Genomic DNA, 22976 nt, shown 5'->3' with positions numbered 1-22976 from the left:
GATCGGCTCAATAGAGCGACCCGGCATTGACCACCGGCTGGGTATCGCGCTCGCTGCACAGCACCACCATCAGGTTGGATACCATCGCCGCCTTGCGCTCGTCGTCCAGCTCGACCACGTTTTTCTCGCTCAGCATCGTCAGCGCATGCTCGACCATCGTGACCGCGCCCTCGACCAGCCTTGAACGCGCAGCGATCACCGCCTCGGCCTGCTGGCGCCGCAGCATCGACTGCGCGATCTCGGGCGCATAGGCCAGATGCGTCAGCCGGCATTCGTCGATCTGCACACCAGCGGCAGCGACGCGCTCCTGCAGCTGCACCTCGAGCTCGTGGCTGACCTCTTCGGCATCGCCGCGCAGCGTCACCTCATCGACATTGAAGTCGTCGTATGGGTAGCGCGCACCGATCACCCGCACAGCGCTTTCGATCTGGATGTCGACGAACTCCTGATAGTTTTCGACATCGAACAGCGCCTTCGATGTGTCGGCCACGCGCCACACGACGTTGGTGGCGATCTCGATCGGGTTACCGCGCAGATCGTTGACCTTGACCTTTTCCGAGGTGACGTTGTGGACCCGAACCGAGATCTTCTTGCGGCTGAGCCACGGCCAGCGCCAGCGCAGACCAGTGTTGCGATCGGTGCCCTTGTAGCTGCCGAACAACTGGATCGCCGCAGCCTCATTGGGGTTGAGCATGTAGAAGCCGCTGATGATGAACATGAACGCCAGGCCGCAGCCGATGATCACCGCCACCCCTTGCGGATCGCCTTCTGCCACCATGCCGAAACCGGCCACCGGCAGCGCGATGGTTGCCAGCAGGAGGAGCAGAAAGACATAGCCGTTGAACGTGCTGGCCGAACGCTCGCTGCTCGCCACCATGGCTGCGCCGCCGCCGTTGCCCAATCCCGTGTCCTGCATGATCACATCTCCCAAATGATTCAAAATCATGATATCATATTTATATCAAATATTATGGACCGCAAGCGCATTTATCGCAGGCGGTGCGGATGATCACAGGGCTCGCCGCGCAGCCATGCGACAAACAGTTCGTCGCTGAAGGAAACCGTTTCGGCGGCTGTGCGTATTCAGCGTCAAGGTAACTGAGGAAACAGGACATGACGACGCATTTTGCCCGCCGCGCCTTCGATCCCGGCCAGGCCCTTGCGGCGGGGCACGGCTTTGCAAGCCGCATCGCCGGACGCGGTTTCATGCCGCTCTATCACACAGGGGATGTCAACCACTGCCCCGGGTGTGGCGGCAGGCACTGGCATGTCGGGCGGATGAGTGCCGAATGCGCGACCTGCGAAACCGCAATCCCGCTTGCGGATGTGGCAGCGCAGCCAATGCGCCCGCTCTTCCACGTCACCCGCAGCCGCACCGCCTGGGTCGAATAGTCGACGCTTGTCTGTGGCTCAGGCCGACACCGGCTTGCGGCCCAGGACTTTGGGATAGAACTCCTGCTCCTCCCAGCGTAGCCGCGCATACAAGGCATCGGCGAGCGGAGTGAATACGTCCAGGAACGCAGCCGGACTTTCCACGACTCGCTTGGCCGGCCAGTGCGCGTTGCAATCCATCAGCGAACCGCGCCACGCCAGCAGCTCGTCGTGAAAGCGCCTGATCATGTCGGCGCGCTCGGCGGCGACATCAGGATGGCTCTGCAGATGCTCGCGCAGGCAATCGATCTCCGCCGAACAGTGCGCTCCCACCGCACGAGAGAATGCAAGCCGCAGCGCGGGCAGCGGATCGCGCGCAGCCGCACCCGTTCCGTTAGCCAGCGCGCTCACATGCGCCACGATTTCGCGCGCGATATCCGCGAGCTCGATGTGCTGCGCCGAAAACATCCGGAATTTCATGGTTGCACCCATTGTTCTTGAAAACGGCGTCACTTCAATTTTACATTTGAACTGTGGCTAGTCGGCTTAGTCTTTCCAACGGGTTAATCACTTGCTCGGCTTGGCGCATTGCGTCATCCTTTGCTGCAAATCAGGATCAGGGGAGCGGCACGAGATGACATTGGACCCGGCAGGTGCGCTTGAGCGGCGCGCGTTTCTTCGGTCGGCAGCCTTGGTAGGTGGCGGGCTCGCCCTGACCGCAGGCGGTGGCGGCGCGGCGCTGGCAGCAGACGGCGACATCGCCCGCATCCGCAAAGCAGCCGAGGCCAATCGCGAGGCCGATATCAAGCGCATCCAGGACTGGATCGCCCTGCCCTCGATCGCGGCGGAAAATCTCAACATGCCGCAAGGCGCGGCGTACATGGCCGATCTGGCAAGGGCCGCCGGGTTCGCCGGGGTCGAAATCGTGCCCTCCGATGGTCATCCCGGCGTCTTCGGCACCATCGATGTCGGCGCCAGGCGGACGCTGGGCATCTATTTCATGTACGACGTCAAGCAGTTCGACCCTGCCGAATGGACCTCCCCACCGCTGGAAGCGAAGATCGTCGACAAGCCCGGCTGGGGCAAGGCGATCGTCGGGCGCGGCGCGGTCAACCAGAAGGGCCCGCAGGCGACGTTCCTGGCTGCGCTGCATGCGATGAAGGCGGCGGGCGTGAAGCTGCCGGTCAACATCGTGCTGCTCGCCGAGGGCGAGGAGGAGATCGGATCGCCCAATTTCAGGCAGATTGCCACCAAGCCCAACGTGCTTGCCGCGCTGCGCAAGTGCGCGGGCATCTTCATCCCCGCCTGCTGGCAGGGCGCCAACGGCGAGGTGCAGGTCAATCTCGGATCCAAGGGCATCATCGAGCTCGAGCTGGTCGCCAGCGGCGCCAAATGGGGGCGCGGGCCCAAGGGCGACGTCCACTCCAGCTACAAGGCGATGATCGATTCGCCGACCTGGCGACTGGTACAGGCGCTGCAGACCCTGGTCTCGGCAGATGGCAACAACGTCGTCATCGGCGGCTGGTCGGACAATGTCCGCCCGCTGACGGCGCGCGAAAAGGCTTTGATCGCCGAGGGGGCCAAATCGATGGACGAGGCGCAGATGAAGGCATCGTTCGGCGTCACCCACTGGATCGATGACCTGCCGCTCGAACAGGCGCTGGTCCGGCTGGCGCAGGAGCCGACCGCGAACATCGAAGGGCTCGTCGCGGGCTATACCGGCCCCGGCGGCAAGACCGTGCTGCCTGGCCGCGCGGTCGCCAAGCTCGACTTCCGGCTGGTCCCCAACCAGACCCGCGCCGAGGCGGAAGCCAAGCTGCGCGCGCATCTCGACAAACATGGCTTCATGGACATCGAGGCAAACGTCTCGGGCGGCTATGATCCAACCGAGGTTGCGGAAGACAGCCTGCTGATCAAGGCGGAAATGGCGGCTTATGCGAGGCTCGGGGTCAAGGCCAATCTCAACCCGCGACTCGCCGGATCCTGGCCGGGCGCAGTGTTCACCTCCCCGCCGGTGAGCATCCCTGCCGGGCATTTCGGGATCGGCCATGGCAGCGCCCAGCACGCGCCCGACGAGTATTTCGTGGTGGATTCGTCCAACCCCAAGGTCGCCGGGATCACCGATGCGACGATGGGCTTTGTCGAGATGCTCTACCAGATGGCGGCTGTCCGCTAGTCGGGCTCAGCGTGTGCGTGGCGCTTGCGGCGGCGCGCTTGCGGTTGCATGACGACGGCCATGAAGATAACCGCCGCCATCCTCGACAGCATCGGCCATAACGGGCCGTTTGCCGATACCACCCCGCTGCGTCTTGCCCAGGTCGATCTTGCCCCACCGGGCGCGGACGAGATGCTGGTCAAGATCGAGGCGGCCGGGCTGTGCCACAGCGACCTTTCGGTCATCAACGGCGACCGTCCGCGCCCGATGCCGATGGCGCTGGGGCACGAGGCGGTCGCCACCGTGATCGAACCGGGCGCAATTGCTGCGCAGCATTTTGCACCCGGAGACCGGGTGGTGCTGAGCTTTTTACCCCTGTGCGGATACTGCCCCAGCTGCCATTCGGGCGAAGGCTATCTGTGCGGCAATGGCGCAGCAGCCAACGGCGCAGGCACGCTGCTCGGCGGTGAGCGGCGCTTGTCCGAGAACGGGCATGAGGTGCAGCATCATCTGGGCTCGTCGGCCTTTGCCACGCACGCAGTGGTGGACCGGCGCTCTGCGGTGAAGATCGACGCCGACATTCCGGTGGAGATCGCCGCTTTGTTTGGCTGCGCGGTGCTGACCGGCGCGGGCGCGGTGCTCAACAGCGGTGCCTTGCGCGCAGGCGAAAGCGTGGTGGTCTATGGCCTGGGCGGTGTGGGCCTTGCCGCGCTGATGGCCGCAATCGCCGCGGGCGCGCATCCGGTCATCGCGATCGACCCCGTGCCCGCCAAGCGTGCGCTTGCGATGGAGCTGGGCGCGGTCGCCGCCGTGCCTCCCGAGGATGGCGAGGACGCGGTGATCGCCGCATTGGGTGGCAAGCCCGATCTGGTGATCGAAACCGTCGGCAAGGCAGCGGTGCTGGCCAAGGCATACGGATTGGCGCGGCGCGGCGGACGGATCGTCACCGTGGGCCTTCCCAACCCCGCAGACATGCTCTCGATCCCCGCGGTCTCGTTGGTCGGCGACGGCAAGACGCTGATGGGCAGCTATATGGGCAACGCCATCCCCTCGCGCGATATCCCGCGCTATATCGCTTTGTGGCGAGCAGGCCGGATGCCGGTCGAGAAGCTGCTGAGCTCGGTAAGCCCGCTAAGCGAGATCAACGCCCTGTTCGATGAACTGGCGAGCGGAACCGCGATCCGGCAGGTGGTGGTGCCTTGAGTTATTAGCGACGGCTTTTTCTGTAACATTTATTGGCTCGTTTCTGACAACCAGATATAGAGCCTCAATGGTCAAATTAGAACCGCAAAGACTGATCCGTTGGACACCTTGTCGCGAAGCTGAAGATAAGGCCCCATCGTTCGGCGACTTAAAAATCTCAAGCCACCGCCACCAGCGGCTAGCTGTCAGCCTGCCCTATCACGAGGGAAAGCTGCATCTCGATTTCAAGGACGTTCGAGCATTCAAGACAATATGGGACGGCGACGCTGACGTATTTCTGACTACGGACCAAAGCAATCGGCCTGAGGGTAGCTTGTTTAAAGTAGAAAACTCCCACTGGCTGTGGTCCGGCCAATTCACACTCGATATCGAAAGCTCTGAGACGTGTTCGGATGCCCCTTGGGAGCATTTTTACATCGTGTCTGCGGAGAGGTGTCTACAAATTGTCGCTCGCGATGATGTTGAGACCCTCTGGTTTGCTGGCGTCTGGTCAGGTGAGCCTGGCAGTTGGAAGTTTGCCCCGGATCTGGATCACCTTAAGAAAACATGAGTGAAAGTGCCGCGAATAGGCGCTTCTATGTCTTTGCAGCACCCACCTCCGCTCAGCCTGAGCCTGTCGAAGGCCGCGCTTTACGGCCAGCGTGGGCGCGGGTCCTTCGACTTCGCGGGCGGGAGCCGGCAGTTCAGCGTGCGGCAGTTTCGACCGGTTTTGCCTTCATCGCAGGATTGCTCACCCGCCAGATGATGCCCGCGACGTCATCGGTGACGAGCAGCGCGCCGCGGCTGTCTACGGTGACATCGGTGGGGCGGCCCTTGGCGGAGCCGTCCTTGGAAAGGAAGCCGGTGAGCACGTCGACGGGAAGTCCGCCGGTGACCTTGCCCTCGGCATTGCGGGTGACGGCGGGGCGGCCGGTCTGCCCGAAGGGCACGAATACGACCTTGTAGCCCGATGCTGGCTTGCGGTTCCACGATCCGTGCAGCGCGACAAAGGCACCGTTGGCAAAGCCCTGGCCCAGCGCCGCCTTGCTGGCGAAGGTCAGCCCCAGGGGCGCAACGTGGCTGCCCAGCGCATAATCGGGACGCCGGGTGTATTCGCGCAGATCCTGGCGGCGAGGCTCGACGCGCAGGTCCTCATATCCCCCCCAATAGTTCCACGGCCAGCCAAAGTGCATGCCGACATCGACCCGGGTGAGGTAATCGGGCACCAGATCGGAACCGAGCATGTCGCGTTCGTTGACCACGGTCCACAGCGCGTCCGAATTGGGCTCCCAGGCAAGGCCAACGGGATTGCGCAGGCCAACCGCGAAATCGCGCTTCTTGCCGGTGGCAAGATCGATCTCGATGATCCGCGCGCGGCCCTTTTCGGCGGGCAATCCCTTTTCGGCGATGTTGGTGGCAGAACCGATCGCGACGTACAATTTGGTGCCGTCGGCATTGGCGAGCAGGTTGCGGGTCCAGTGATTGTTGGGCTTGGACGCGGGCAGATCGATGATCTTGCGACCTTCGCCGCTGATCTTCACCTGGCCGGGGGTATAGGAATAGGCCATCACCGCATCGGTGTTGGCGACGTACAGCGTCTCGCCGATCAGCTGCATGCCATAAGGCGAGTTCAGCCCGTCGAGCAGCACCGTCTTCGATTCGGCCCGGCCATCGGCATCGGCATCGCGCAGCAGCGAGATGCGGTTGGCGGACTCAACGCCAGCCCCCGCCTTGTTCATGAGCATCCGCATGATGAAGCCTTCGATGCCCTTGTTCTCGCGCGGCGGGCTGTTGGTTTCGGCGACCAGCACATCGCCATTGGGCAGCACCAGCATCGATCGCGGATGATCGAGCCCTTCGGCAAAGCGAGCCACGGCAAGACCCTTGCCGGCCTCGGGCGCCTCGCCGTCGGCCCATACCTCGACATCGGCGACGTTGATGGTGGGGAAGATTTCCTTGCGCGGCGCGGAGATCACCGGCGATGGCCCGCTAACCTCGGCGATATCGAGCTCTGCTGTGTCGCCGCTGAGGAAATACCACCCGGCCCCGCCGACGATCGCGGTGGTGAGGCCCAGAAAAACGAGGATGTTGCGTGCTTTGTTGGTCATGCCTTCCGAATTAGGGAGGCAACCGGGCTCACGCAAGCACGATCAGCCGGTATAATCGGGCAGCGAATGGAATGCGTTCTTCAACGCATCGCTCCACTGGTCGGCGATGAGGTTGTAATAAGGGTCGCTCCCGGAAATCCGGCGGTTGCGCCCGGCAAAGCTGTTCGATGCGTAAATCTGCAGATCGAGCGGCAGATCGACCGAGAGATTGGCCTTGATCGTCGAATCGAACGACACCATCAGCAGCTTGATCGCATCGTTGAACGACATGTCGCGGTCATAGGCGCGCACCAGGATGGGGCGGCCGTATTTGGTCTCGCCGATCTGGAAGAACGGCGTGTCGTCGCCCGCCTCGATGAAGTTGCCTTCCGGGTAGATCAGGAAAAGCTTGGGATCCATGCCCTTGATCTGGCCGCCGACGATCATCGAGGCTCCGAACGAGGAAGAGGCGGTTTCGCCCGCGATTGAGCGGGTGCGCGCGATCTCGTCGCGCAACGTCTCGCCGATGATCCGCGCCACCTGGAACATGGTGGGCGCTTCCATGATCGAGGGCTTGCGCTCGTGCGGTGCCTTGGTGCGCTCCTCGAGAACGCTGATCACGCCCTGGGTGGTCGCCAGATTGCCCGCGGTCATCACCGTGATGTAGCGGTCGCCCGGCTTTTCCCAGGTGAACATCTTCTTGAAAACACTGATGTTATCGACACCAGAGTTGGTGCGGGTGTCCGACATGAACACCAGCCCTTTGTCCAGGCGCATCCCGACGCAATATGTCATAGGAGCGTCCTCCCCCTTTGCTCTCATGCGTTTCATAAGGGATCAAGCGCAACAATCGGTCAAGGCCGAATGCCGCCAGGGCCACATTGCATGTGGAAAAACCGCTATTGCTGCGCCTGAACCTGCTGCACAGTCAACGTCACGGTCATCGCCTCGTTCCCCTTGCCGAAGGTAATCCCTCCAATCGGGGCGGCTTCGCGATAATCCAGACCGGTGGCAACGCGGACATAGCGCTCGTCGGGGGAATAGCCGTTGGATATGTCAAACCCGACCCAGCCCAGCCCCTGTGCGTGCACCTCTGCCCAGCCGTGGCCTGCGTCCTGCTCGGTCCGGTCGTTCATCAGCAGATAGCCGCTGACATAGCGCGCGGGGTAACCGAGCAGACGGGCGAGCGTGATGAACAGATGGGCATGATCCTGGCACACGCCGTGCCCGGCATTGAGCGCCTCTTCCGCGGTCGTGGTCGCTCCGGTCTGGCCGACCTCATAGGCGACCGCGCCGCGCACCAGTTCGGACAGCGCGTGCAGACGCGGCGCATCGCCATTGGCAGCGCCGGGATCGTCGAACTGGCGCAGCAGCTTGCGGATCGCAGGGCCTGGCCTTGTGAATGGGGTTTCGCGGCGGAAGTACCACAGCGGCGCAGATCCGCCATGCTGGCCGACCATCCCTGCATGATCGCTGGTCTCCACTTCGCCCTCGCAATGGATCACCACCTCGTGCTGATCGGGGTTGAAGCTGAAGAGTTCGACATGGTTGTTGTGATGGTCGATATACTCGACCTGCTTCGATCCACCCTCGACCTCGGTCTTCCAGCGGACTACGCGCTGCCCGGCGGAATCCTTGGGGATCATGCGCAGCCGCTGCAGCGCATAAGGCATTGGCGTGTCGTAGTGATAGGATGTTCGGTGGACGATATGCAGACGCATGATTGACCGGCTAACCCTTTTGGCTCTGACCCTCTCCGGACCTACAGATAGAAGCGGAATTCCTGCTCGATCTGGGCGGAAATGGCGTTGTTGCGCTTGATGAAATCCTGGATGAACTGGTGCAGTCCGTTGTCCACGATCATGTCGATATTGGCCTGTTCCAGATCGCGCCGCAGCGCGCAGGCGAGATCCAGGCTGGCGCCGCTGGTGCCGTATTCGCGCGCGATCGCCTCGAGCGCGCCCGCCATCCGGCCCGCGCAGAACGACAGCGAGCGCGGCATCACCTGGTCCAGTATCATGAACTGGGCGATGTTGCGCGGATTGGTTTCCCCCGGGTTGAGCCAGCGGAAGGCGCGGTACGCCGAAACCGAGCGCAGGATCGTCTCCCACTGCACATTGTCCAGGCTGGATCCGACATAGGACAGCGAGGGCAGCAGCACGTAATATTTGACGTCGAGAATGCGCGCGGTGCTGTCCGAGCGCTCGACGAAGGCGCCCAATTGCGCGAAGAAATAGATGTCGTTGCGCATCATCGTGCCGCTCTGCGCGCCGCGCACCTGCGCACTCTGCTGGCGGATGAGGCTCAGCACATCGGGGAGCTCATTGTCGGAAATCTGGGTGCGCAACGCTTCCTTCAGCGTCATCCAGCACTCGTTGGTCGCCTCCCACACCTCGCGGGTCAGCGCGGTGCGCACCAGCCGGGCGTTGTTGCGCGCGCTTTCGATGACCGAGAGCACGCTGTTGGGGTTGGTCTTGTCGCGCAGCAGGAAGTTGATGACGCTGGAGCCATCAACCTTGTCGTAACGCTGCGAATAGGCGCGGCGCACCCCCGCGGTGGTCAGCACCGACCCCCATTCGTCCTCGGCCGCTTCCGACCGGGTGAGCGCGATGCGGAAGCCCGCATCGACCAGCCGCGCGATATTCTCGCTGCGCTCGAGATAGCGCTGCATCCAGAACAGGCCGCCTGCGGTCTTGCCCAGCATCAGCGGGCCCCTTCGGCATCGACAGCGCGCATCATTCGTCCAGCACCCAGCTGTCCTTGGTGCCCCCGCCCTGGCTGGAATTGACCACCAAAGAGCCCTTTTTCAGCGCCACACGGGTGAGGCCGCCGGGCGTGATGTCGATGCCGTTGGGCGAGACCAGCACAAACGGGCGCAGATCGACATGCCGCGGCGCCAGCCCCTGGCGGGTCATGATCGGCACCGTGGACAGCGCAAGCGTGGGCTGCGCGATGTAGTTGCCCGGCCGCGCCTTGAGCTTGTCGCGGAAAGCTGCGAGTTCCTTGCGATTGGCGGCGGGTCCGACCAGCATGCCATAGCCGCCCGATCCGTGGACTTCCTTGACCACCAGTTCGTGCAGATGCTCCATCACATAGGCGAGTGAATCCGGTTCGGAGCAGCGCCAGGTCGGCACATTTTCCAGGATCGCCTTTTCGCCGGTGTAGAACTCAACGATCTCGGGCATGTAGCTGTAGATCGCCTTGTCGTCCGAGATGCCGGTGCCGGGCGCATTGGCGATGGTGATGCCGCCTGCGCGATAGACATCCATGATCCCCGGAACACCCAGCGCCGATTCCGGACGGAAGGTGAGCGGATCGAGATAGTCGTCGTCGACCCGGCGATACAGCACATCGATCGCGCGATAACCCTGCGTGGTGCGCATTGCCACGCGGCCGTCGATGACGCGCAGGTCATGCCCCTCGACCAGTTCCGCCCCCATCTGGTCGGCAAGGAAGCTGTGCTCGAAATAGGCGCTGTTGTGGATGCCGGGGGTCAGCACCGCGATTTCGGGCGCGCCATTGCACGCGCGCGGTGCGCTTGCGGCAAGCGAGCGGCGCAGCTTGCGGGGGTAATCGGAGACCTCGCGCACCTTGTTCTTGCGGAACAGTTCCGGGAACATGTGCAGCATCGTCTCGCGATTTTCGAGCATGTACGACACGCCCGATGGCGTGCGCGCATTGTCCTCGAGCACATAGAACTGGTTGGGCCCGGTGCGCACGATATCGACGCCGATAATGTGGGTGTAAATGCCACCGGGCGGATCCATGCCGATCATCTGCGGCAGATAGGCATCGTTCTTGGCGATCAGCTCGACGGGCACCCTGCCCGCCCGCAGGATCTCCTGCCGGTGGTAGATGTCGTACAGGAACGCGTTGATCGCACGCACCCGCTGCTCGATCCCGCGGCTCAGGCGCGCCCATTCGCGGCCCGAAATGATGCGCGGCACGATATCGAACGGGATCAGCCGCTCGCTTGCCTCTTCCTCGCCATAGACCGCAAAGGTGATGCCGGTGCGGCGAAAGAAGTTTTCCGCATCGCGCGCCTTGGTCCGCAATCGGGCGGCATCCTGGCTGGAGTACCAGGCGCAGAATTCGTCATAAGGTTCGCGCACCGAACCATCGGCCCGAAGCATCTCGTCAAAGTGCGGCGTTTCCCCTGTCATTGATTTGAGATGTGACAGCTATTGTGCACTGCCGCAAGACCGGAAATGCACCGGGTGCATCTGCCGACTGAGCACCGGTTCGTGACCGGCAAACTTGCCATCCGCGTCCTTTGCGTGTGTATTCGCCACCAACCATGCGGAAGGACCAGACAGCTTGAAAAGATCGACAGGCCTCGCGCTCGCAGCAGCGCTTTTGCTGGCAGGCTGCGGCCCCGCCGATAAGGCCGCGAATGACACCACCTCTGCCGATATTCCCGAAGCGCGGCCCGATGCGGTCAACGACCGCTTCGCACGGCTGGCGCTGACCTGCGTGCACAAGGAATATCCCAACAAGATATCGCATGTGATGAACACGGCCGAGGACGCGCAAACCCCGGCTGAACTGACCCCGGCCTTTTATGGCTGTTTCGACTGGCACAGCTCGGTCCACGGCCACTGGCTGCTGGTGCGCATCCTCAAGACCGATCCCGCATCGCCGATGAAGCCCGCGATCATCGCCGCGCTGGATCGCAGCTTCACCGACGCGAACATCGCTGCCGAACTCGCCTATCTCGATGGCGAGGGGCGCAAGGGGTTCGAGCGGCCCTATGGCACCGCCTGGCTGCTGCAGCTGGTCGCCGAGCTCGACGAGAGCGACGATCCCAGGCTCAAGACCTGGCGCGAGACCTTGCGCCCGCTTGAGGAGCGGATTGTTGCCGAAACGCAGGAATGGCTGCCCAAGCTCGCCTATCCGATCCGGCTGGGCACCCACAACCAGAGCGCCTTCGCCTTCGGCCTGATGATCGATTATGCGCGGCAGGTGGGCAATACGGCGTTCGAAAGGCAGCTCGCCGACAAGTCGCTGGAATTCCACCGCAGCGACGTGAACTGCCCACTCGCCTATGAACCTTCGGGCGAAGATTTCCTCTCTCCATGCCTGATGGAGGCCGACCTGATGCGCCGGGTTATGCCGCAGGCAGACTATGCCGCGTGGCTGGGCACATTCCTGCCGCAGATCCCGGTGGATGGCTCTGGGGATTGGCTGACGCCCGGGGAGGTCCGCGACCCCACCGATGGCAAGCTTGTCCACCTCGACGGCGTCAACCTGTCGCGCGCCTGGGCTATGGAGGGCGTCGCCAGCGCGTTGCCGGAAGGCGATGCGCGGGTTCCCGCGCTGTTGGCGGCATCAAAGGCGCACGCCACCAGCGGGCTCGCAGCGGTGAGTGCCGACAATTACGAAGGCAGCCACTGGCTGGGAAGCTTTGCGACGTATCTGACGACCAGGCGGGGTATCGGGGGCAGCTGAAGCCATGGACTCCCCTCCCTTTCAGGGAGGGGCTGGGGGTGGGTACGCCGCTACAAGGCGAGCTTAGCTCAATTCCGCCGACCCACCCCTAACCCCTCCCTTGCAGGGAGGGGAACGCGTCTCAATCCACCGTCAGCACCAGTTGGCCGTCGCCATCCTCGACCTTGACCGTCGATCCGTCCGGAATTTCCCCGCGCAGCAGTTTGTCCGCGAGCGCGTCCTGCAGATAGCGCTGGATCGCGCGCTTAAGCGGGCGTGCGCCATACACCGGGTCGTAGCCCACCCGGCCCAGCCACTTCTTGGCGCTGTCCGAAAGATCGATCGTGATCTTGCGATCCTTGAGCAATTTCGCAACACGCGCGACCTGGATGTCGACGATCGGCGCCATATGCTCCTCGCCCAGGCGGTGGAACAGGATGATCTCGTCCAGGCGGTTGAGGAATTCGGGGCGGAAATGCCCGCGCACCACTTCCATCACCTGCGGTTCGACATCCTTGACCTTCTGATCCTCGGTCATCCCGGCGAGATACTGGCTGCCCAGGTTCGACGTCAGGATGATCAGCGTGTTCGAGAAATCGACCGTGCGGCCCTGGCCATCGGTCAGACGGCCATCGTCGAGCACCTGCAACAGCACGTTGAACACATCGGGATGGGCCTTTTCGACCTCGTCGAACAGCACCACCTGATAGGGCCTGCGCCGCACCGCCTCGGTCAGCACGCCGCCCTCCTCGTAACCGACATAGCCCGGAGGCGCGCCGATCAGCCGCGCGACAGCGTGCTTTTCCATGAACTCGCTCATGTCGATGCGGACCATCGCGTTGTCGTCATCGAACAGGAAGCCAGCGAGCGCGCGCGTCAGTTCGGTCTTGCCGACACCCGTGGGGCCGAGGAACAGGAAGCTGCCCAGCGGACGGTTGGGGTCCTGGAGACCCGCGCGCGAACGCCGCACCGCCTTGGCGACGGCCTCGACCGCCGCGGCCTGACCGATCACTCGCTTGCCGATATGCTCTTCCATCGCGAGCAATTTCTCGCGCTCGCCCGCGAGCATCCGCTCCATCGGGATTCCGGTCCACTTGCTGACAACCGCAGCGATATCGTCCTCGGTCACTTCCTCGCGCAGCATTGCGCCCTCGGTGAAGGTCGCAGCTTCCGCCAGCTTGCGCTCGAGCTCGGGGATGCGCCCGTAGGACAGCTCGCCCGCACGCGCGAGATCGCCATTGCGCTGCGCCTGGTCGAGCTCGATCCGCAGACCGTCGAGCTCTTCCTTGAGCCGGGCTTCGGCGTGGATCTTGTCCTTCTCGCCTTTCCAGCGCGTGGTCAGTTCAGACGACTTCTGCTCGAGCTCGGACAGGTCCTTCTGCAGGTGCACCAGCCGGTCCTTCGACGCGGCATCGCTCTCGCGGCTTAGCGCCGACGCTTCGATCTTGAGCTGGATGATCTTGCGATCAAGCGCTTCGATCTCCTCGGGCTTGCTCTCGACTTCCATGCGGATACGGCTCGCGGCCTCGTCCATCAGGTCGATCGCCTTGTCGGGCAGGAAGCGGTCGGAGATATAGCGGTTGGACAAAGTCGCCGCCGCCACCAGCGCGTTGTCGGTGATCCGCACGCCGTGGTGCAGCTCGTACTTTTCCTTGAGGCCGCGCAGGATCGAGATCGTGTCCTCGACATTGGGCTCGCCGACGAACACCGGCTGGAACCGCCGCTGCAGCGCGGGGTCCTTTTCGACATGCTTCTGATATTCGTCGAGCGTGGTTGCGCCGATGCAATGCAGTTCGCCGCGCGCAAGGGCAGGCTTCAAGAGGTTCGAGGCGTCCATTGCGCCTTCGCCCTTGCCCGCACCCACCAGCGTGTGCATCTCGTCGATGAACAGGATGATCTCGCCATCGGCACCCTTGACCTCGTCGAGCACCGCCTTCAGCCGCTCCTCGAACTCGCCGCGATACTTGGCGCCCGCGATCAGCGAGCCCATGTCGAGCGACATCAGGCGGCGGTCCTTCAGGCTGTCGGGCACGTCGCCATTGGCGATGCGCAGCGCCAGCCCCTCGGCGATCGCGGTCTTGCCGACGCCAGGCTCGCCGATCAGCACGGGGTTGTTCTTGGTCCGCCGGGCGAGAATCTGCACGGTGCGGCGGATTTCCTCGTCGCGGCCGATCACCGGATCGAGCTTGCCCTCGCGCGCAGCCTCGGTGAGGTCGCGGGCGTACTTCTTCATCGCTTCGTAGCTTTCCTCGGCGCTGGCCGAATCCGCCGAGCGGCCGCCGCGCAGATCGTTGATCGCGGTGTTGAGCGCCTCGGGGGTCAGCCCGGCCTTGGCAAGCGCGTCGCCCGCCTTGGTGCCCTTGGCGAGCGTGATCGCCAGCAGCAGACGCTCGACGGTGACGAAGCTGTCGCCAGCCTTGGTCGCCACCTGTTCGGCGCTGTCGAGCAGCCGCACGGCGTCATTATCAAGACCCGGCGTCTGCTGCGCCCCGCCGCCCGACACTGCGGGCACCTTGGCGAGCAAGGAATCGACTTCCTGCACCGCGACGGGGGCATTGCCGCCTGCGCGCGCAATCAGCCCGGCCGCCATGCCTTCGGTATCTTCCAGCAGTGCCTTGAGAATGTGTTCGGGGCTGATCCGCTGATGGTTCATGCGGATGGCCACGGTCTGCGCCGACTGCAGAAAGCCCTTGGCGCGATCAGTGAATTTTTCGAGGTTCATGGGAGTGTCTCCGCCCTATCTGTGCCCTTGCTCCGCTGACATAGTGTTGCATCTTTGCAACGCAAGGGGTACATCAACCACGCGGTGCAACTTGTGCATTATCGCCGTCCTTACCCCTGCCCCACCTGCCGGAGCAGCTGCTGCGCGCGCGACAGATGGGGGCGGTCGAGCATGCCGCCTTCGTGGCCGATCGTGCCGACGCCGGGGTTGGCGGCAAACAGATCGACGATCATCTGCGCATGCGCCAGCTCTTCGGCGCTGGGGGTGAAGGCGGCGTTGATGACATCGACCTGCGCGGGGTGGATCGCGAGCATGCCGCGATAGCCGTCGCGCCGGACCTTTTCGGCGCGAATCCGCAAGCCATCAAGGTTGCGGAAATCGGCTTCTATCGTCTCGATCGCGGTCACGCCTGCGCTCGCCGCCCCGAGCAGACACAGGCTGCGGGCGAGCTCATACGTGAAGCCATAGCTGCCATCGGGGTTCCGGTTGGTGCTGGCGCCGATCGAATCGGCCAGATCCTCCGAACCCCAGCTCATCGCGACCACGCGCGGCGCGCCCTTGTAGTCGCCGGTGTGGAACATCGATTGCGCCGTCTCGGTGACCAGCACGATGACCGGGGTCGATCCCTGATCGATGCCGTAGGCGACTTCGAGCGCCGAGAGATAATGATCGAGCAGCTCGACATCACCGCGCCCGCCGGCCTTGGGAAGCATGATGCCGCCGGGGCGCGCGGGCATCACCGCGGCAAGGTCTGCCAGCGTGTACGGCCCGTCGAGCGGGTTCACCCGCACCCACAGCCGTTCGCGCCCTTGTTCGCGGCTGGCGAGCATCGCGTGGACCAGAGTGCGCGCCAGCGGCTTGTTTTCTGTCGCGACCGCATCTTCCAGATCGAACAGCACGATATCGGCGGCGCTGTCGGCCGCCTTGGCCATCTTCTTTTCGCTGTCGCCCGGCGCAAACAGCCACGACCGCATCGGATAGGACGGCAGGGAACAAGACGGCAGGGACGTGGCGGCAATCGGCGGCATAGAGGCATCCTGTCCAGCACGGCCCATCATGGCCGTTCAGGTGCCTTTTACCGCCGATCGCCGCCCGTGCAATCGCCTCAGAAGCGGTAGCTCACGGTGCCGAAGACGTTACGCTCTGCTCCGATGAAGCAATCGCCACGCGCAAGGCATGCCGAATAGAAGCTCTTGTCGAACAGGTTGGTGGCGTTGACCGCCAGCGACCACGGTCCCCGGGCCAGCTCGACCAGGGCATCGACCAGCGTATAGGACGGCGTGCGCAGGCCATCCGGGAATGCCGCACCGAACGAGAGATTGGCGCTGGAATGCCTCACCCCGGCGCCGATGCGCAGATTGGTCTCGTCATCGAGCGCGAACGACTTGGTGCCCCATACCGACGCGTTGTGCTCGGGCACGTTTTCCAGCTGGCGGTTGGTGCCGTCGATCCGGGCCCTGGTATAACTATAGTTGGCGAGCAGTTCCCAGTTGCCAGGCAGACGGCGGCTGGCCTCGATCTCGAAGCCCTTTGAGGTCAGCGCGCCTGCCTGGAACTGGTCGAACGGGTCGGGGGTGCTGGGATCGTCGATCGGCCTTCCGGTTTCCTTGATGTGGTACGCGGTCAAGGTCACCAGAGTCGCTTCGTCGGGGTGGAACTTGACCCCGCCCTCGAACTGCCGCCCGCGCTTGGGAGTGAACGGGTTGCCGTTGCTCGCGGTGCCAGCGATCGGATCGAAGGATTCGGTATAGCTGAAGAACGGGGAGACGCCCCGGACGAGCTCGCCGATGATTCCGGCGCGCAACGATGTCGCGCTGACCTTGACCGTGGGATTGCCAGGCGACGACGACCGAACCGTATCGCGGCGCCCGCCCAGCACGATCGACACCCGGTCCCACAGCCGGATCTGGTCCTGCAGATAGAAGCCGAGCTGCTTTTGGGTATTGTCCTCGGACGAGCCACCGAGGAAGCCCGGAAAGGCTGCTGTCGGAATGCCGCCGCCGAAGTTCGACAGCGCGGCGTAATCGATATCGTAGATGTCGATGGTCTCGAGCGCAAAACCGCCATTCTTGCGCACCCGGTTCCAGCTGTAGTCCACCCCTGCCAGCACGACATGCTCGATATTGCCGCCGGTGTTGAAGTTGAATTTGAGGTTGTTGTCGGTCGAAAAGATGTCGAGCCGGGCGATGCTGCCATCGGCATAGTTTCCGATGATCCGCTGATTGGCATCCAGATACGGATTGGTCGGATTGGAATAGCTGTTGGGGTAGTGCGTCAGATAGGTGAGGTTGCTGTCGATGCTGCGCGCCTTGGCGGAGAAGCTGACTGCATCGCTGAAGCGGTGCTCAAACAGCGCCGTTCCCTGCAGCAGGCGGCCATCGTATCGGTCCCAGCCAGGCTTGCCGATGAAGGTGCTGTTGGCAAGGCGACCATTGGGGTTGGGCAGCAGCGTTCCGACCAAAGGCAGGAACTGCGACACCGATCCGCCCTCGTCTTCCTGATAGAGCCCGATCAGCGTCAGCCTGGTATCGTCCGTCGGCTGCCAGAGCAGCGAGGGCGAGAGCATCACGCGGTCGTCGCGCACGAAATCGACCTGGGTATCGGCGTCGCGCACCCGCGCCACCATTCGTGCGGCAACGGTGTCGGTGATGCCCCCGGTAACATCTGCGAGCATCTCCTTGCGGTCGAAGCTGCCGTAGCGCACCGCTATTTCACCGCGCGTTTCGAACGATGGGGCCTTTGACACCAGGTTGATCAGCCCGCCGATCGAGCTCTGCCCGAACAGCACCGAGGCGGGCCCGCGCACCACCTCGACCTGCGAGAAATTATACGGGTCCGCGCGGATGCTCGCATAGAAGCTGAAGATGTCGCGCATGCCATCGCGGAACTGCAACGGGCTGGAGCCGCGGATGAAGCTCGAATCCACGCGGCCATCGGGGCCATAAGCGTTGGCCTGCACCCCCGCGACATAGTTGAGCGTATCGGCAATCGACAGCGCCCCCTGAGCGAGGAACTGGTCGTCGGTGACGACGGTGATCGGCTGCGGCGTCTCGATCGCGGGCGTATCCGTCTTGGTCCCGGCGGCGCTCTGCTGCCGCGCCCCCGTCACGATGATCTCTGGCCGTGGTGCCTCTACAGCGTCGATCTCCTGCGCCAGCACGGGCGCGCCCCACCCGGTTGCCGCCAGCGCGGTGCCAGCGAGAAATTTGCTAAAGCTTTTGCGAGTCATTTTTATTTCTCCCGAAGTCGCGCCGGGGACCTAATTCAGTTGCAATCTATTCGCAATAGCGTTTATTCCCCCGATTGGGGGGGGGTTTTGGGAAAATCATCAGCTAGGGCGCCGGGCCAGTGCCAGCGAGATACAACGGCCGTGCGGCAAACCCGCGCCCAGCTCGGCACGCATCGCCCGCAGACATACCCAAATGAAAGTATCGGCACCTTGTTTTTCGGGGCTAATTGTGGGGGCTACAACCAATGGAACCGCGTCGGAATTGTACAAAAATGCACGCATCCCCCAAAAGTCGGGGTAGCAAGTCTTTAGAGATACTGCGAAACATAAAAAATCGGACAAGCCGTCGCTGCCACTGGAAGTCAATTCCTTCATACCGGCAGACAGATGGCGAACGGTCGCACGACTTTGCACAGGGGAAAGCACGTGAAATCGTTAGCCAGAGATACTTCTGCGCGCTCCACAGCTTCGTGGAACAGGCCAGTCATGGGCGGTGAAATCCATGCCGACGCCAGAGGGGCCGAAGGCGACCGCAAGACGCGGCTGATCCTGCAGGAACAGCAGGCCAGTCGGTTGCGCTCCTCCAGCTTTCCCGGGCTGAAGCTGCGCAACCCCAGCTGGGACATGCTGGTCGCGCTGCTGGCCGCCAAGCGCAACGGCTCCCAGCTTTCGATGAGCGACCTGTGCCTGATGTGCGACGCACCCGAAAGCACCGCGCTGCGCCTCATTCACCAGCTGCGCGAAAAGGGCTATGCCGAAATGGTGCCCGACCGATCAGACCGCAGACGCACCCGCGTGTCCCTCACCCGCATGGGCGAAGCGCAATTCGATGCCTATCTGGACAAGATGGGCCCGGCCTGATCCGGCCCCAGGTCACTTTACTCGAATTTAAAGGTTTGCGGCTACCTCTCGTCACGATGAGGATGAAACCGCTATGTCTTTCGGAAAAAGAGGACTGACAGGATCTGACGTTCCGGCAACCCCCAAGGTTGACGAGAACCTGCCGCAGCGTGAGGCACGGGTGCACCGGCTGATGAAGGTCACCGTCTTTCACGAGCGCTTTGGCAGCGCCGATGCGGTCATCCGCGATATCTCGAGCGGTGGTCTGGGCGGGCGTTGCAATGCAGCGCTGATCCCCGGTGATGTCGTGGATATCGACCGCCCCGGCCTGGGCCGGTTCGAGGCAGAGGTGCGCTGGGTGCGCAGCGGCCAGTTCGGTGCGCAGCTGACCTCGGACCTGCGCATCGATACCAAGGCGATCGAGAACCTCGCCTTCAACGGCTCCAACTGGGACAGCGAAGTCAACAAGCCGCTGGAAAACCACGTCTTCACACGGTTCAAGCCGATGAAGAACACGTATCGGCCCAGCATCTCGCTCCGCCGCGACCGCTGACCCGGCAGGAACCGCCCTGCCCCCGGATTGCTCCGGAAGCAGGGGGTCGCAACAAATGATCAGTCGAAGCGCAGGCTCTTGACCGTCTTCACGCCGGCCAGCTGGCACAATTTCCACAGCACGGGTTCGGCCACAGCGCCATCGAGCGACAGCAGCAGCACCGCCTCGCCGCCCGCGCGCGCTTCGCGACGACCCAGATGGAAGGTCGCGATGTTGACATTGGCCTCGCCCAGCGTCGATCCCAGCCGTCCGATAAAGCCGGGCTCGTCGCGGTTGACGATGTAGAGCATGTGCCCCGCCAGATCGGCCTCGATCTTGATGCCGTAGATTTCGACCAGACGCGGAGTTGCATTGCCGAACAGCGTGCCGGCAACCGAACGTTCGCCATCCTCGGTCGCCACCGACACGCGAACCAGCGTGTGATAGTCGCCTTCGCGATCATGCCGCACTTCGCGCACATCGAGGCCGCGATCCTTGGCGAGGAACGGTGCGTTGACCATGTTCACGCTGTCGCTGAACGCGCGCATGAAACCGGCAAGCACGGCAGCGGTGATCGGCTTCATGTCGAGCTCGGCCGCAGCGCCCTCGACCTCGATCGAGATGCTCTTGACCCGATCGCTCTCGAGCTGGCCGACCAGACGGCCAAGATTGGTCGCCAGCGCCATATAGGGACGCAGCTTGGGGGCCTGCTCGGCCGACAGGCTGGGCATGTTGAGCGCGTTGGTGACGCCGCCCTTGACCAGATAATCGGCCATCTGCTCGGCAACCTGGATCGCGACATTGACCTGTGCTTCGCTGGTCGATGCGCCCAGATGCGGGGTCGAGACGAAGTTGGGGGTGCCGAACAGCGGGCTGTCGGTGGCAGGCTCGGTGGCGAACACGTCGAGCGCAGCGCCCGCGACCTGACCCGAATCCAGCGCCTCCTTGAGCGCCGCCTCGTCGATCAGTCCGCCACGCGCGCAGTTGATGATGCGCACGCCCTTCTTGGTCTTGGCCAGCGCGTCCTTGCTCAGGATATTGCGGGTCTGGTCGGTGAGCGGGGTGTGCAGCGTGATGAAATCGGCGCGCGCGAGCAGATCGTCGAGCGTCACCTTCTCGATGCCCAGCTCCACCGCGCGTTCGGGCGTCAGGAACGGATCGAACGCGACCACCTTCATCTTGAGGCCCAGCGCACGATCGGCAACGATCGAACCGATGTTGCCCGCGCCGATCAGGCCCAAAGTCTTGGCGGTGAGTTCGACGCCCATGAAGCGGTTCTTCTCCCACTTGCCCGCCTGGGTCGAGGCATCGGCCTCGGGCAGCTGGCGGGCAAGCGCGAACATCAGCGCGATGGCGTGCTCGGCGGTGGTGATCGAGTTGCCGAACGGGGTGTTCATGACGACGACACCCTTGGCCGAAGCAGCAGGAATATCGACATTGTCGACGCCGATCCCGGCGCGGCCGACGACCTTGAGGTTGGTCGCCGCATCGAGGATCGCCTTGGTCACCTTGGTCGAGGAGCGGATGGCAAGGCCATCATACTGGCCGATGATCCCGGCGAGCTCTTCGGGCGTCTGGCCGGTGATGACATCGACTTCGCAGCCGCGCTCGCGAAAAATCTGCGCGGCTTTGGGGTCCATTTTGTCGGAAATGAGAACTTTAGGCATGTCGGAATTCCTTTATCGGAAAGATGTGATGGTCCCCTGCGCAGGCAGGGGTCCATCTCCCAACGGCTGCACCTGGTGCACGCGCAGGAGATGGATCCCCGCCTTCGCGGGGAACCGGATACAATCAGGAAGCTTTGAGCTCGGAATAGGCCCAGTCGAGCCAGGGCCCCAGCGCCTCGATATCGGCGGTGTCGACCGTGGCGCCGCACCAGATGCGAAGGCCCGGAGGTGCATCGCGATACCCTGCGATGTCGAAGGCCGCGCCTTCCTTCTCGAGCAGTCCGGCAAAGGCCTTGATGAACGCCTCGTCCGCGCCTTCGACCGTCAGACAGACGCTGGTGGTCGAACGCGTCGCCGGATCGGGCGCAAGATGACCCAGCCACGGCCGCGCCTGAACGATGGCGTCGAGCGCGGCGGCATTGGCGTTGCTGCGCGCAACCATGCCTTCGGCACCGCCGATGGACTTGCCCCATTCGAGCGCAAAGATCGCATCTTCGACCGCGAGCATCGAGGGGGTGTTGATCGTCTCGCCCTTGAACACGCCTTCTGCCAGCTTGCCCTTGGAAACCAGGCGGAACACCTTGGGCAGCGGCCAGGCCGGCGTGTAGCTTTCGAGCCGTTCGACGGCGCGCGGGCCGAGGATGATGACGCCATGGCCGCCTTCGCCGCCAAGAACCTTCTGCCAGCTGAACGTGGCGACGTCGATCTTGTCCCAAGGCAGGTCATAGGCGAACACCGCGCTGGTGGCGTCGGCGAAGCTCAGGCCTTCGCGGTCCTCGGCGATCCAGTCGCCATTGGGGACGCGCGCGCCCGAGGTGGTGCCGTTCCAGGTGAACAGGACGTCGTTCGACCAGTCGACCGCGTCGAGATCGGGGATGTGGCCGTAATCGGCACGGATGATGGTGGGGTCGAGCTTGAGCTGCTTGGCGGCATCGGTCACCCAGCCTTCGCCGAAGCTTTCCCACGCAAGCGCGGTGACGGGGAGTGCGCCCAGCATCGTCCACATCGCCATTTCATAGGCGCCGGTGTCAGAGCCGGGCACGATGCCGATGCGGTGGGTGTCGGGGAGCTTGAGCAGTTCGCGCATCAGGTCGATGCAATATTGCATACGCGCCTTGCCGACCTTCGAGCGGTGCGAACGTCCCAGCGATTCGGTGGCAAGCGCTTGCGGCGACCAGCCTGGAGGCTTGGCGCAGGGGCCGGACGAGAAGTGCGGCCGAGCAGGCAGGGTAGCAGGTTTTGCGGCAAGCACATTGGTGCTCGCGCCAACAGTATCAGTCATGTAGTCTCTCCTTACAGAGAGCACGCGCGGCGTTGGGACCGCGTGGCCCGTCGACGGCCCTAGGGATGTATTGCACAACTGGCAATCACCAAATGGCGGACGGGTCCAGAATCACGCCGCCCCGTGCAACAAAGGCACAGGGCGGCGCGGGGGTCACTTCTTGAAAATTACCTTGCCGCGCTGCGACACCAGCAGCTTTTCCATCGTCACGGGATGGAAATAGGCCTCGACGTTCTGGCCCTCGGGGGTCACGCCATAGACTTCATAGCAGCCGCCATCGACCTTGGACTTCTTGACCTTCCAGCCGTCTTTGGTGAGCTTCGACTCGAGGTCGGTGCGGCTCTTCCAAGTCGACTGCGGGCCCGAGTCGCACTTCATCTTGCCGGTGGCCAGCGCCGCCGGGCTGGCAGCAAACTGCATTGCGGTGGCGGCGGCAAGTGCCATCATGGCCTGCGAAAACTTCATGGATTGTCCCTCTTCTC

Annotated in this window: 20 protein-coding genes; 7 read left to right on the top strand and 13 right to left on the bottom strand. The window is 63.5% G+C overall.

What is annotated here, in order from left to right:
- Window positions 1-7 precede the first annotated feature (7 nt).
- A complete protein-coding gene (locus tag BSY18_RS02150) occupies window positions 8-916 on the bottom strand; it encodes an SPFH domain-containing protein (protein ID WP_069051639.1) in 909 nt (302 codons plus the stop codon).
- Between the two features lie 197 nt (window positions 917-1113).
- Here BSY18_RS02150 and BSY18_RS02145 point away from each other — a divergent pair, with 197 nt between their 5' ends.
- Complete coding sequence (locus tag BSY18_RS02145) at window positions 1114-1392, top strand: hypothetical protein (protein ID WP_069049502.1); 279 nt, start codon at window positions 1114-1116, stop codon at window positions 1390-1392.
- A gap of 18 nt (window positions 1393-1410) precedes the next feature.
- On the opposite strand, the gene BSY18_RS02140 is transcribed toward BSY18_RS02145, so the two are convergent.
- Window positions 1411-1851, bottom strand: a complete 441-nt coding sequence (locus BSY18_RS02140) for a hypothetical protein (protein WP_150126184.1) — start codon at window positions 1849-1851, stop codon at window positions 1411-1413.
- A gap of 154 nt (window positions 1852-2005) precedes the next feature.
- Here BSY18_RS02140 and BSY18_RS02135 point away from each other — a divergent pair, with 154 nt between their 5' ends.
- From BSY18_RS02135 to BSY18_RS02125, 3 genes are all read left to right on the top strand, one after another.
- Window positions 2006-3547 carry a M20/M25/M40 family metallo-hydrolase gene (locus tag BSY18_RS02135; protein WP_069049500.1) on the top strand — a complete coding sequence of 514 codons (1542 nt, stop codon included), beginning with the start codon at window positions 2006-2008 and terminating at the stop codon, window positions 3545-3547.
- A gap of 60 nt (window positions 3548-3607) precedes the next feature.
- A complete protein-coding gene (locus BSY18_RS02130) occupies window positions 3608-4729 on the top strand; it encodes a zinc-binding dehydrogenase (protein WP_069049499.1) in 1122 nt (373 codons plus the stop codon).
- 67 nt (window positions 4730-4796) lie between these two features.
- The gene (locus BSY18_RS02125) at window positions 4797-5279 is read left to right on the top strand and encodes a hypothetical protein (protein ID WP_069049498.1); all 483 of its coding nucleotides are present in this window, start codon (window positions 4797-4799) and stop codon (window positions 5277-5279) included.
- A 133-nt stretch (window positions 5280-5412) separates the two neighbouring features.
- Here the strand turns inward: BSY18_RS02125 and BSY18_RS02120 are convergent, their stop codons facing one another.
- The 5 genes from BSY18_RS02120 to BSY18_RS02100 form a co-directional block, all read right to left on the bottom strand.
- On the bottom strand, window positions 5413-6816 hold the full coding sequence (locus BSY18_RS02120; RefSeq protein WP_069049497.1) for a PQQ-dependent sugar dehydrogenase: 1404 nt from the start codon (window positions 6814-6816) through the stop codon (window positions 5413-5415).
- Between the two features lie 42 nt (window positions 6817-6858).
- Entirely contained in the window at window positions 6859-7590 is a 732-nt protein-coding gene (locus BSY18_RS02115; protein WP_054134504.1) for a peptidase, read from the bottom strand.
- A 104-nt stretch (window positions 7591-7694) separates the two neighbouring features.
- A complete protein-coding gene (locus tag BSY18_RS02110; RefSeq protein ID WP_069049496.1) occupies window positions 7695-8516 on the bottom strand; it encodes a transglutaminase family protein in 822 nt (273 codons plus the stop codon).
- A gap of 41 nt (window positions 8517-8557) precedes the next feature.
- The gene (locus tag BSY18_RS02105; RefSeq protein WP_054134506.1) at window positions 8558-9499 is read right to left on the bottom strand and encodes an alpha-E domain-containing protein; all 942 of its coding nucleotides are present in this window, start codon (window positions 9497-9499) and stop codon (window positions 8558-8560) included.
- A 31-nt stretch (window positions 9500-9530) separates the two neighbouring features.
- Window positions 9531-10958, bottom strand: coding sequence for a circularly permuted type 2 ATP-grasp protein (locus tag BSY18_RS02100; protein ID WP_054134507.1), 1428 nt, complete (start codon window positions 10956-10958; stop codon window positions 9531-9533).
- Window positions 10959-11112: 154 nt separating this feature from the next.
- On the opposite strand from BSY18_RS02100, the gene BSY18_RS02095 reads away from it, so the two are divergent.
- Complete coding sequence (locus BSY18_RS02095; protein ID WP_069049495.1) at window positions 11113-12243, top strand: DUF2891 domain-containing protein; 1131 nt, start codon at window positions 11113-11115, stop codon at window positions 12241-12243.
- Between the two features lie 121 nt (window positions 12244-12364).
- Here BSY18_RS02095 and clpB read toward each other — a convergent pair whose 3' ends face one another.
- From clpB to BSY18_RS02080, 3 genes are all read right to left on the bottom strand, one after another.
- The gene (gene clpB, locus BSY18_RS02090; RefSeq protein WP_069049494.1) at window positions 12365-14944 is read right to left on the bottom strand and encodes an ATP-dependent chaperone ClpB; all 2580 of its coding nucleotides are present in this window, start codon (window positions 14942-14944) and stop codon (window positions 12365-12367) included.
- A gap of 110 nt (window positions 14945-15054) precedes the next feature.
- The gene (locus tag BSY18_RS02085) at window positions 15055-15918 is read right to left on the bottom strand and encodes an HpcH/HpaI aldolase/citrate lyase family protein (protein ID WP_150126183.1); all 864 of its coding nucleotides are present in this window, start codon (window positions 15916-15918) and stop codon (window positions 15055-15057) included.
- Between the two features lie 131 nt (window positions 15919-16049).
- Entirely contained in the window at window positions 16050-18173 is a 2124-nt protein-coding gene (locus BSY18_RS02080; protein ID WP_083231266.1) for a TonB-dependent siderophore receptor, read from the bottom strand.
- 486 nt (window positions 18174-18659) lie between these two features.
- Between BSY18_RS02080 and BSY18_RS02075 the strand changes: the two genes are divergently transcribed.
- Both BSY18_RS02075 and BSY18_RS02070 read left to right on the top strand, forming a co-directional pair.
- Window positions 18660-19034 carry a winged helix DNA-binding protein gene (locus tag BSY18_RS02075; protein ID WP_069049492.1) on the top strand — a complete coding sequence of 125 codons (375 nt, stop codon included), beginning with the start codon at window positions 18660-18662 and terminating at the stop codon, window positions 19032-19034.
- A 73-nt stretch (window positions 19035-19107) separates the two neighbouring features.
- Window positions 19108-19566 carry a PilZ domain-containing protein gene (locus BSY18_RS02070; RefSeq protein ID WP_082382457.1) on the top strand — a complete coding sequence of 153 codons (459 nt, stop codon included), beginning with the start codon at window positions 19108-19110 and terminating at the stop codon, window positions 19564-19566.
- Window positions 19567-19625: 59 nt separating this feature from the next.
- Here BSY18_RS02070 and serA read toward each other — a convergent pair whose 3' ends face one another.
- The 3 genes from serA to BSY18_RS02055 form a co-directional block, all read right to left on the bottom strand.
- On the bottom strand, window positions 19626-21212 hold the full coding sequence (gene serA / locus BSY18_RS02065; RefSeq protein WP_054136199.1) for a phosphoglycerate dehydrogenase: 1587 nt from the start codon (window positions 21210-21212) through the stop codon (window positions 19626-19628).
- A gap of 124 nt (window positions 21213-21336) precedes the next feature.
- Window positions 21337-22494 carry a phosphoserine transaminase gene (locus tag BSY18_RS02060; protein WP_069049490.1) on the bottom strand — a complete coding sequence of 386 codons (1158 nt, stop codon included), beginning with the start codon at window positions 22492-22494 and terminating at the stop codon, window positions 21337-21339.
- Between the two features lie 153 nt (window positions 22495-22647).
- On the bottom strand, window positions 22648-22959 hold the full coding sequence (locus tag BSY18_RS02055) for a PepSY domain-containing protein (protein WP_231683617.1): 312 nt from the start codon (window positions 22957-22959) through the stop codon (window positions 22648-22650).
- Between the last annotated feature and the right edge of the window lie 17 nt (window positions 22960-22976).

The sequence above is a fragment of the Blastomonas sp. RAC04 genome (assembly GCF_001713435.1).
Classification (GTDB): Bacteria; Pseudomonadota; Alphaproteobacteria; order Sphingomonadales; family Sphingomonadaceae; genus Blastomonas; species Blastomonas fulva.
Note: the sequence above shows the minus strand (reverse complement) of the source record. Positions and strands in the feature narration are given on the sequence as shown.

Coding starts and splice junctions, on each gene's coding strand:
- BSY18_RS02150 (WP_069051639.1), bottom strand. CDS start 916: ATGCAGGACACGGGATTGGGCAACGGCGGCGGCGCAGCCATGGTGGCG.
- BSY18_RS02145 (WP_069049502.1), top strand. CDS start 1,114: ATGACGACGCATTTTGCCCGCCGCGCCTTCGATCCCGGCCAGGCCCTT.
- BSY18_RS02140 (WP_150126184.1), bottom strand. CDS start 1,851: ATGAAATTCCGGATGTTTTCGGCGCAGCACATCGAGCTCGCGGATATC.
- BSY18_RS02135 (WP_069049500.1), top strand. CDS start 2,006: ATGACATTGGACCCGGCAGGTGCGCTTGAGCGGCGCGCGTTTCTTCGG.
- BSY18_RS02130 (WP_069049499.1), top strand. CDS start 3,608: ATGAAGATAACCGCCGCCATCCTCGACAGCATCGGCCATAACGGGCCG.
- BSY18_RS02125 (WP_069049498.1), top strand. CDS start 4,797: ATGGTCAAATTAGAACCGCAAAGACTGATCCGTTGGACACCTTGTCGC.
- BSY18_RS02120 (WP_069049497.1), bottom strand. CDS start 6,816: ATGACCAACAAAGCACGCAACATCCTCGTTTTTCTGGGCCTCACCACC.
- BSY18_RS02115 (WP_054134504.1), bottom strand. CDS start 7,590: ATGACATATTGCGTCGGGATGCGCCTGGACAAAGGGCTGGTGTTCATG.
- BSY18_RS02110 (WP_069049496.1), bottom strand. CDS start 8,516: ATGCGTCTGCATATCGTCCACCGAACATCCTATCACTACGACACGCCA.
- BSY18_RS02105 (WP_054134506.1), bottom strand. CDS start 9,499: ATGCTGGGCAAGACCGCAGGCGGCCTGTTCTGGATGCAGCGCTATCTC.
- BSY18_RS02100 (WP_054134507.1), bottom strand. CDS start 10,958: ATGACAGGGGAAACGCCGCACTTTGACGAGATGCTTCGGGCCGATGGT.
- clpB (WP_069049494.1), bottom strand. CDS start 14,944: ATGAACCTCGAAAAATTCACTGATCGCGCCAAGGGCTTTCTGCAGTCG.
- BSY18_RS02085 (WP_150126183.1), bottom strand. CDS start 15,918: ATGCGGTCGTGGCTGTTTGCGCCGGGCGACAGCGAAAAGAAGATGGCC.
- BSY18_RS02080 (WP_083231266.1), bottom strand. CDS start 18,173: ATGACTCGCAAAAGCTTTAGCAAATTTCTCGCTGGCACCGCGCTGGCG.
- BSY18_RS02075 (WP_069049492.1), top strand. CDS start 18,660: ATGGGCGGTGAAATCCATGCCGACGCCAGAGGGGCCGAAGGCGACCGC.
- BSY18_RS02070 (WP_082382457.1), top strand. CDS start 19,108: ATGTCTTTCGGAAAAAGAGGACTGACAGGATCTGACGTTCCGGCAACC.
- serA (WP_054136199.1), bottom strand. CDS start 21,212: ATGCCTAAAGTTCTCATTTCCGACAAAATGGACCCCAAAGCCGCGCAG.
- BSY18_RS02060 (WP_069049490.1), bottom strand. CDS start 22,494: ATGACTGATACTGTTGGCGCGAGCACCAATGTGCTTGCCGCAAAACCT.
- BSY18_RS02055 (WP_231683617.1), bottom strand. CDS start 22,959: ATGAAGTTTTCGCAGGCCATGATGGCACTTGCCGCCGCCACCGCAATG.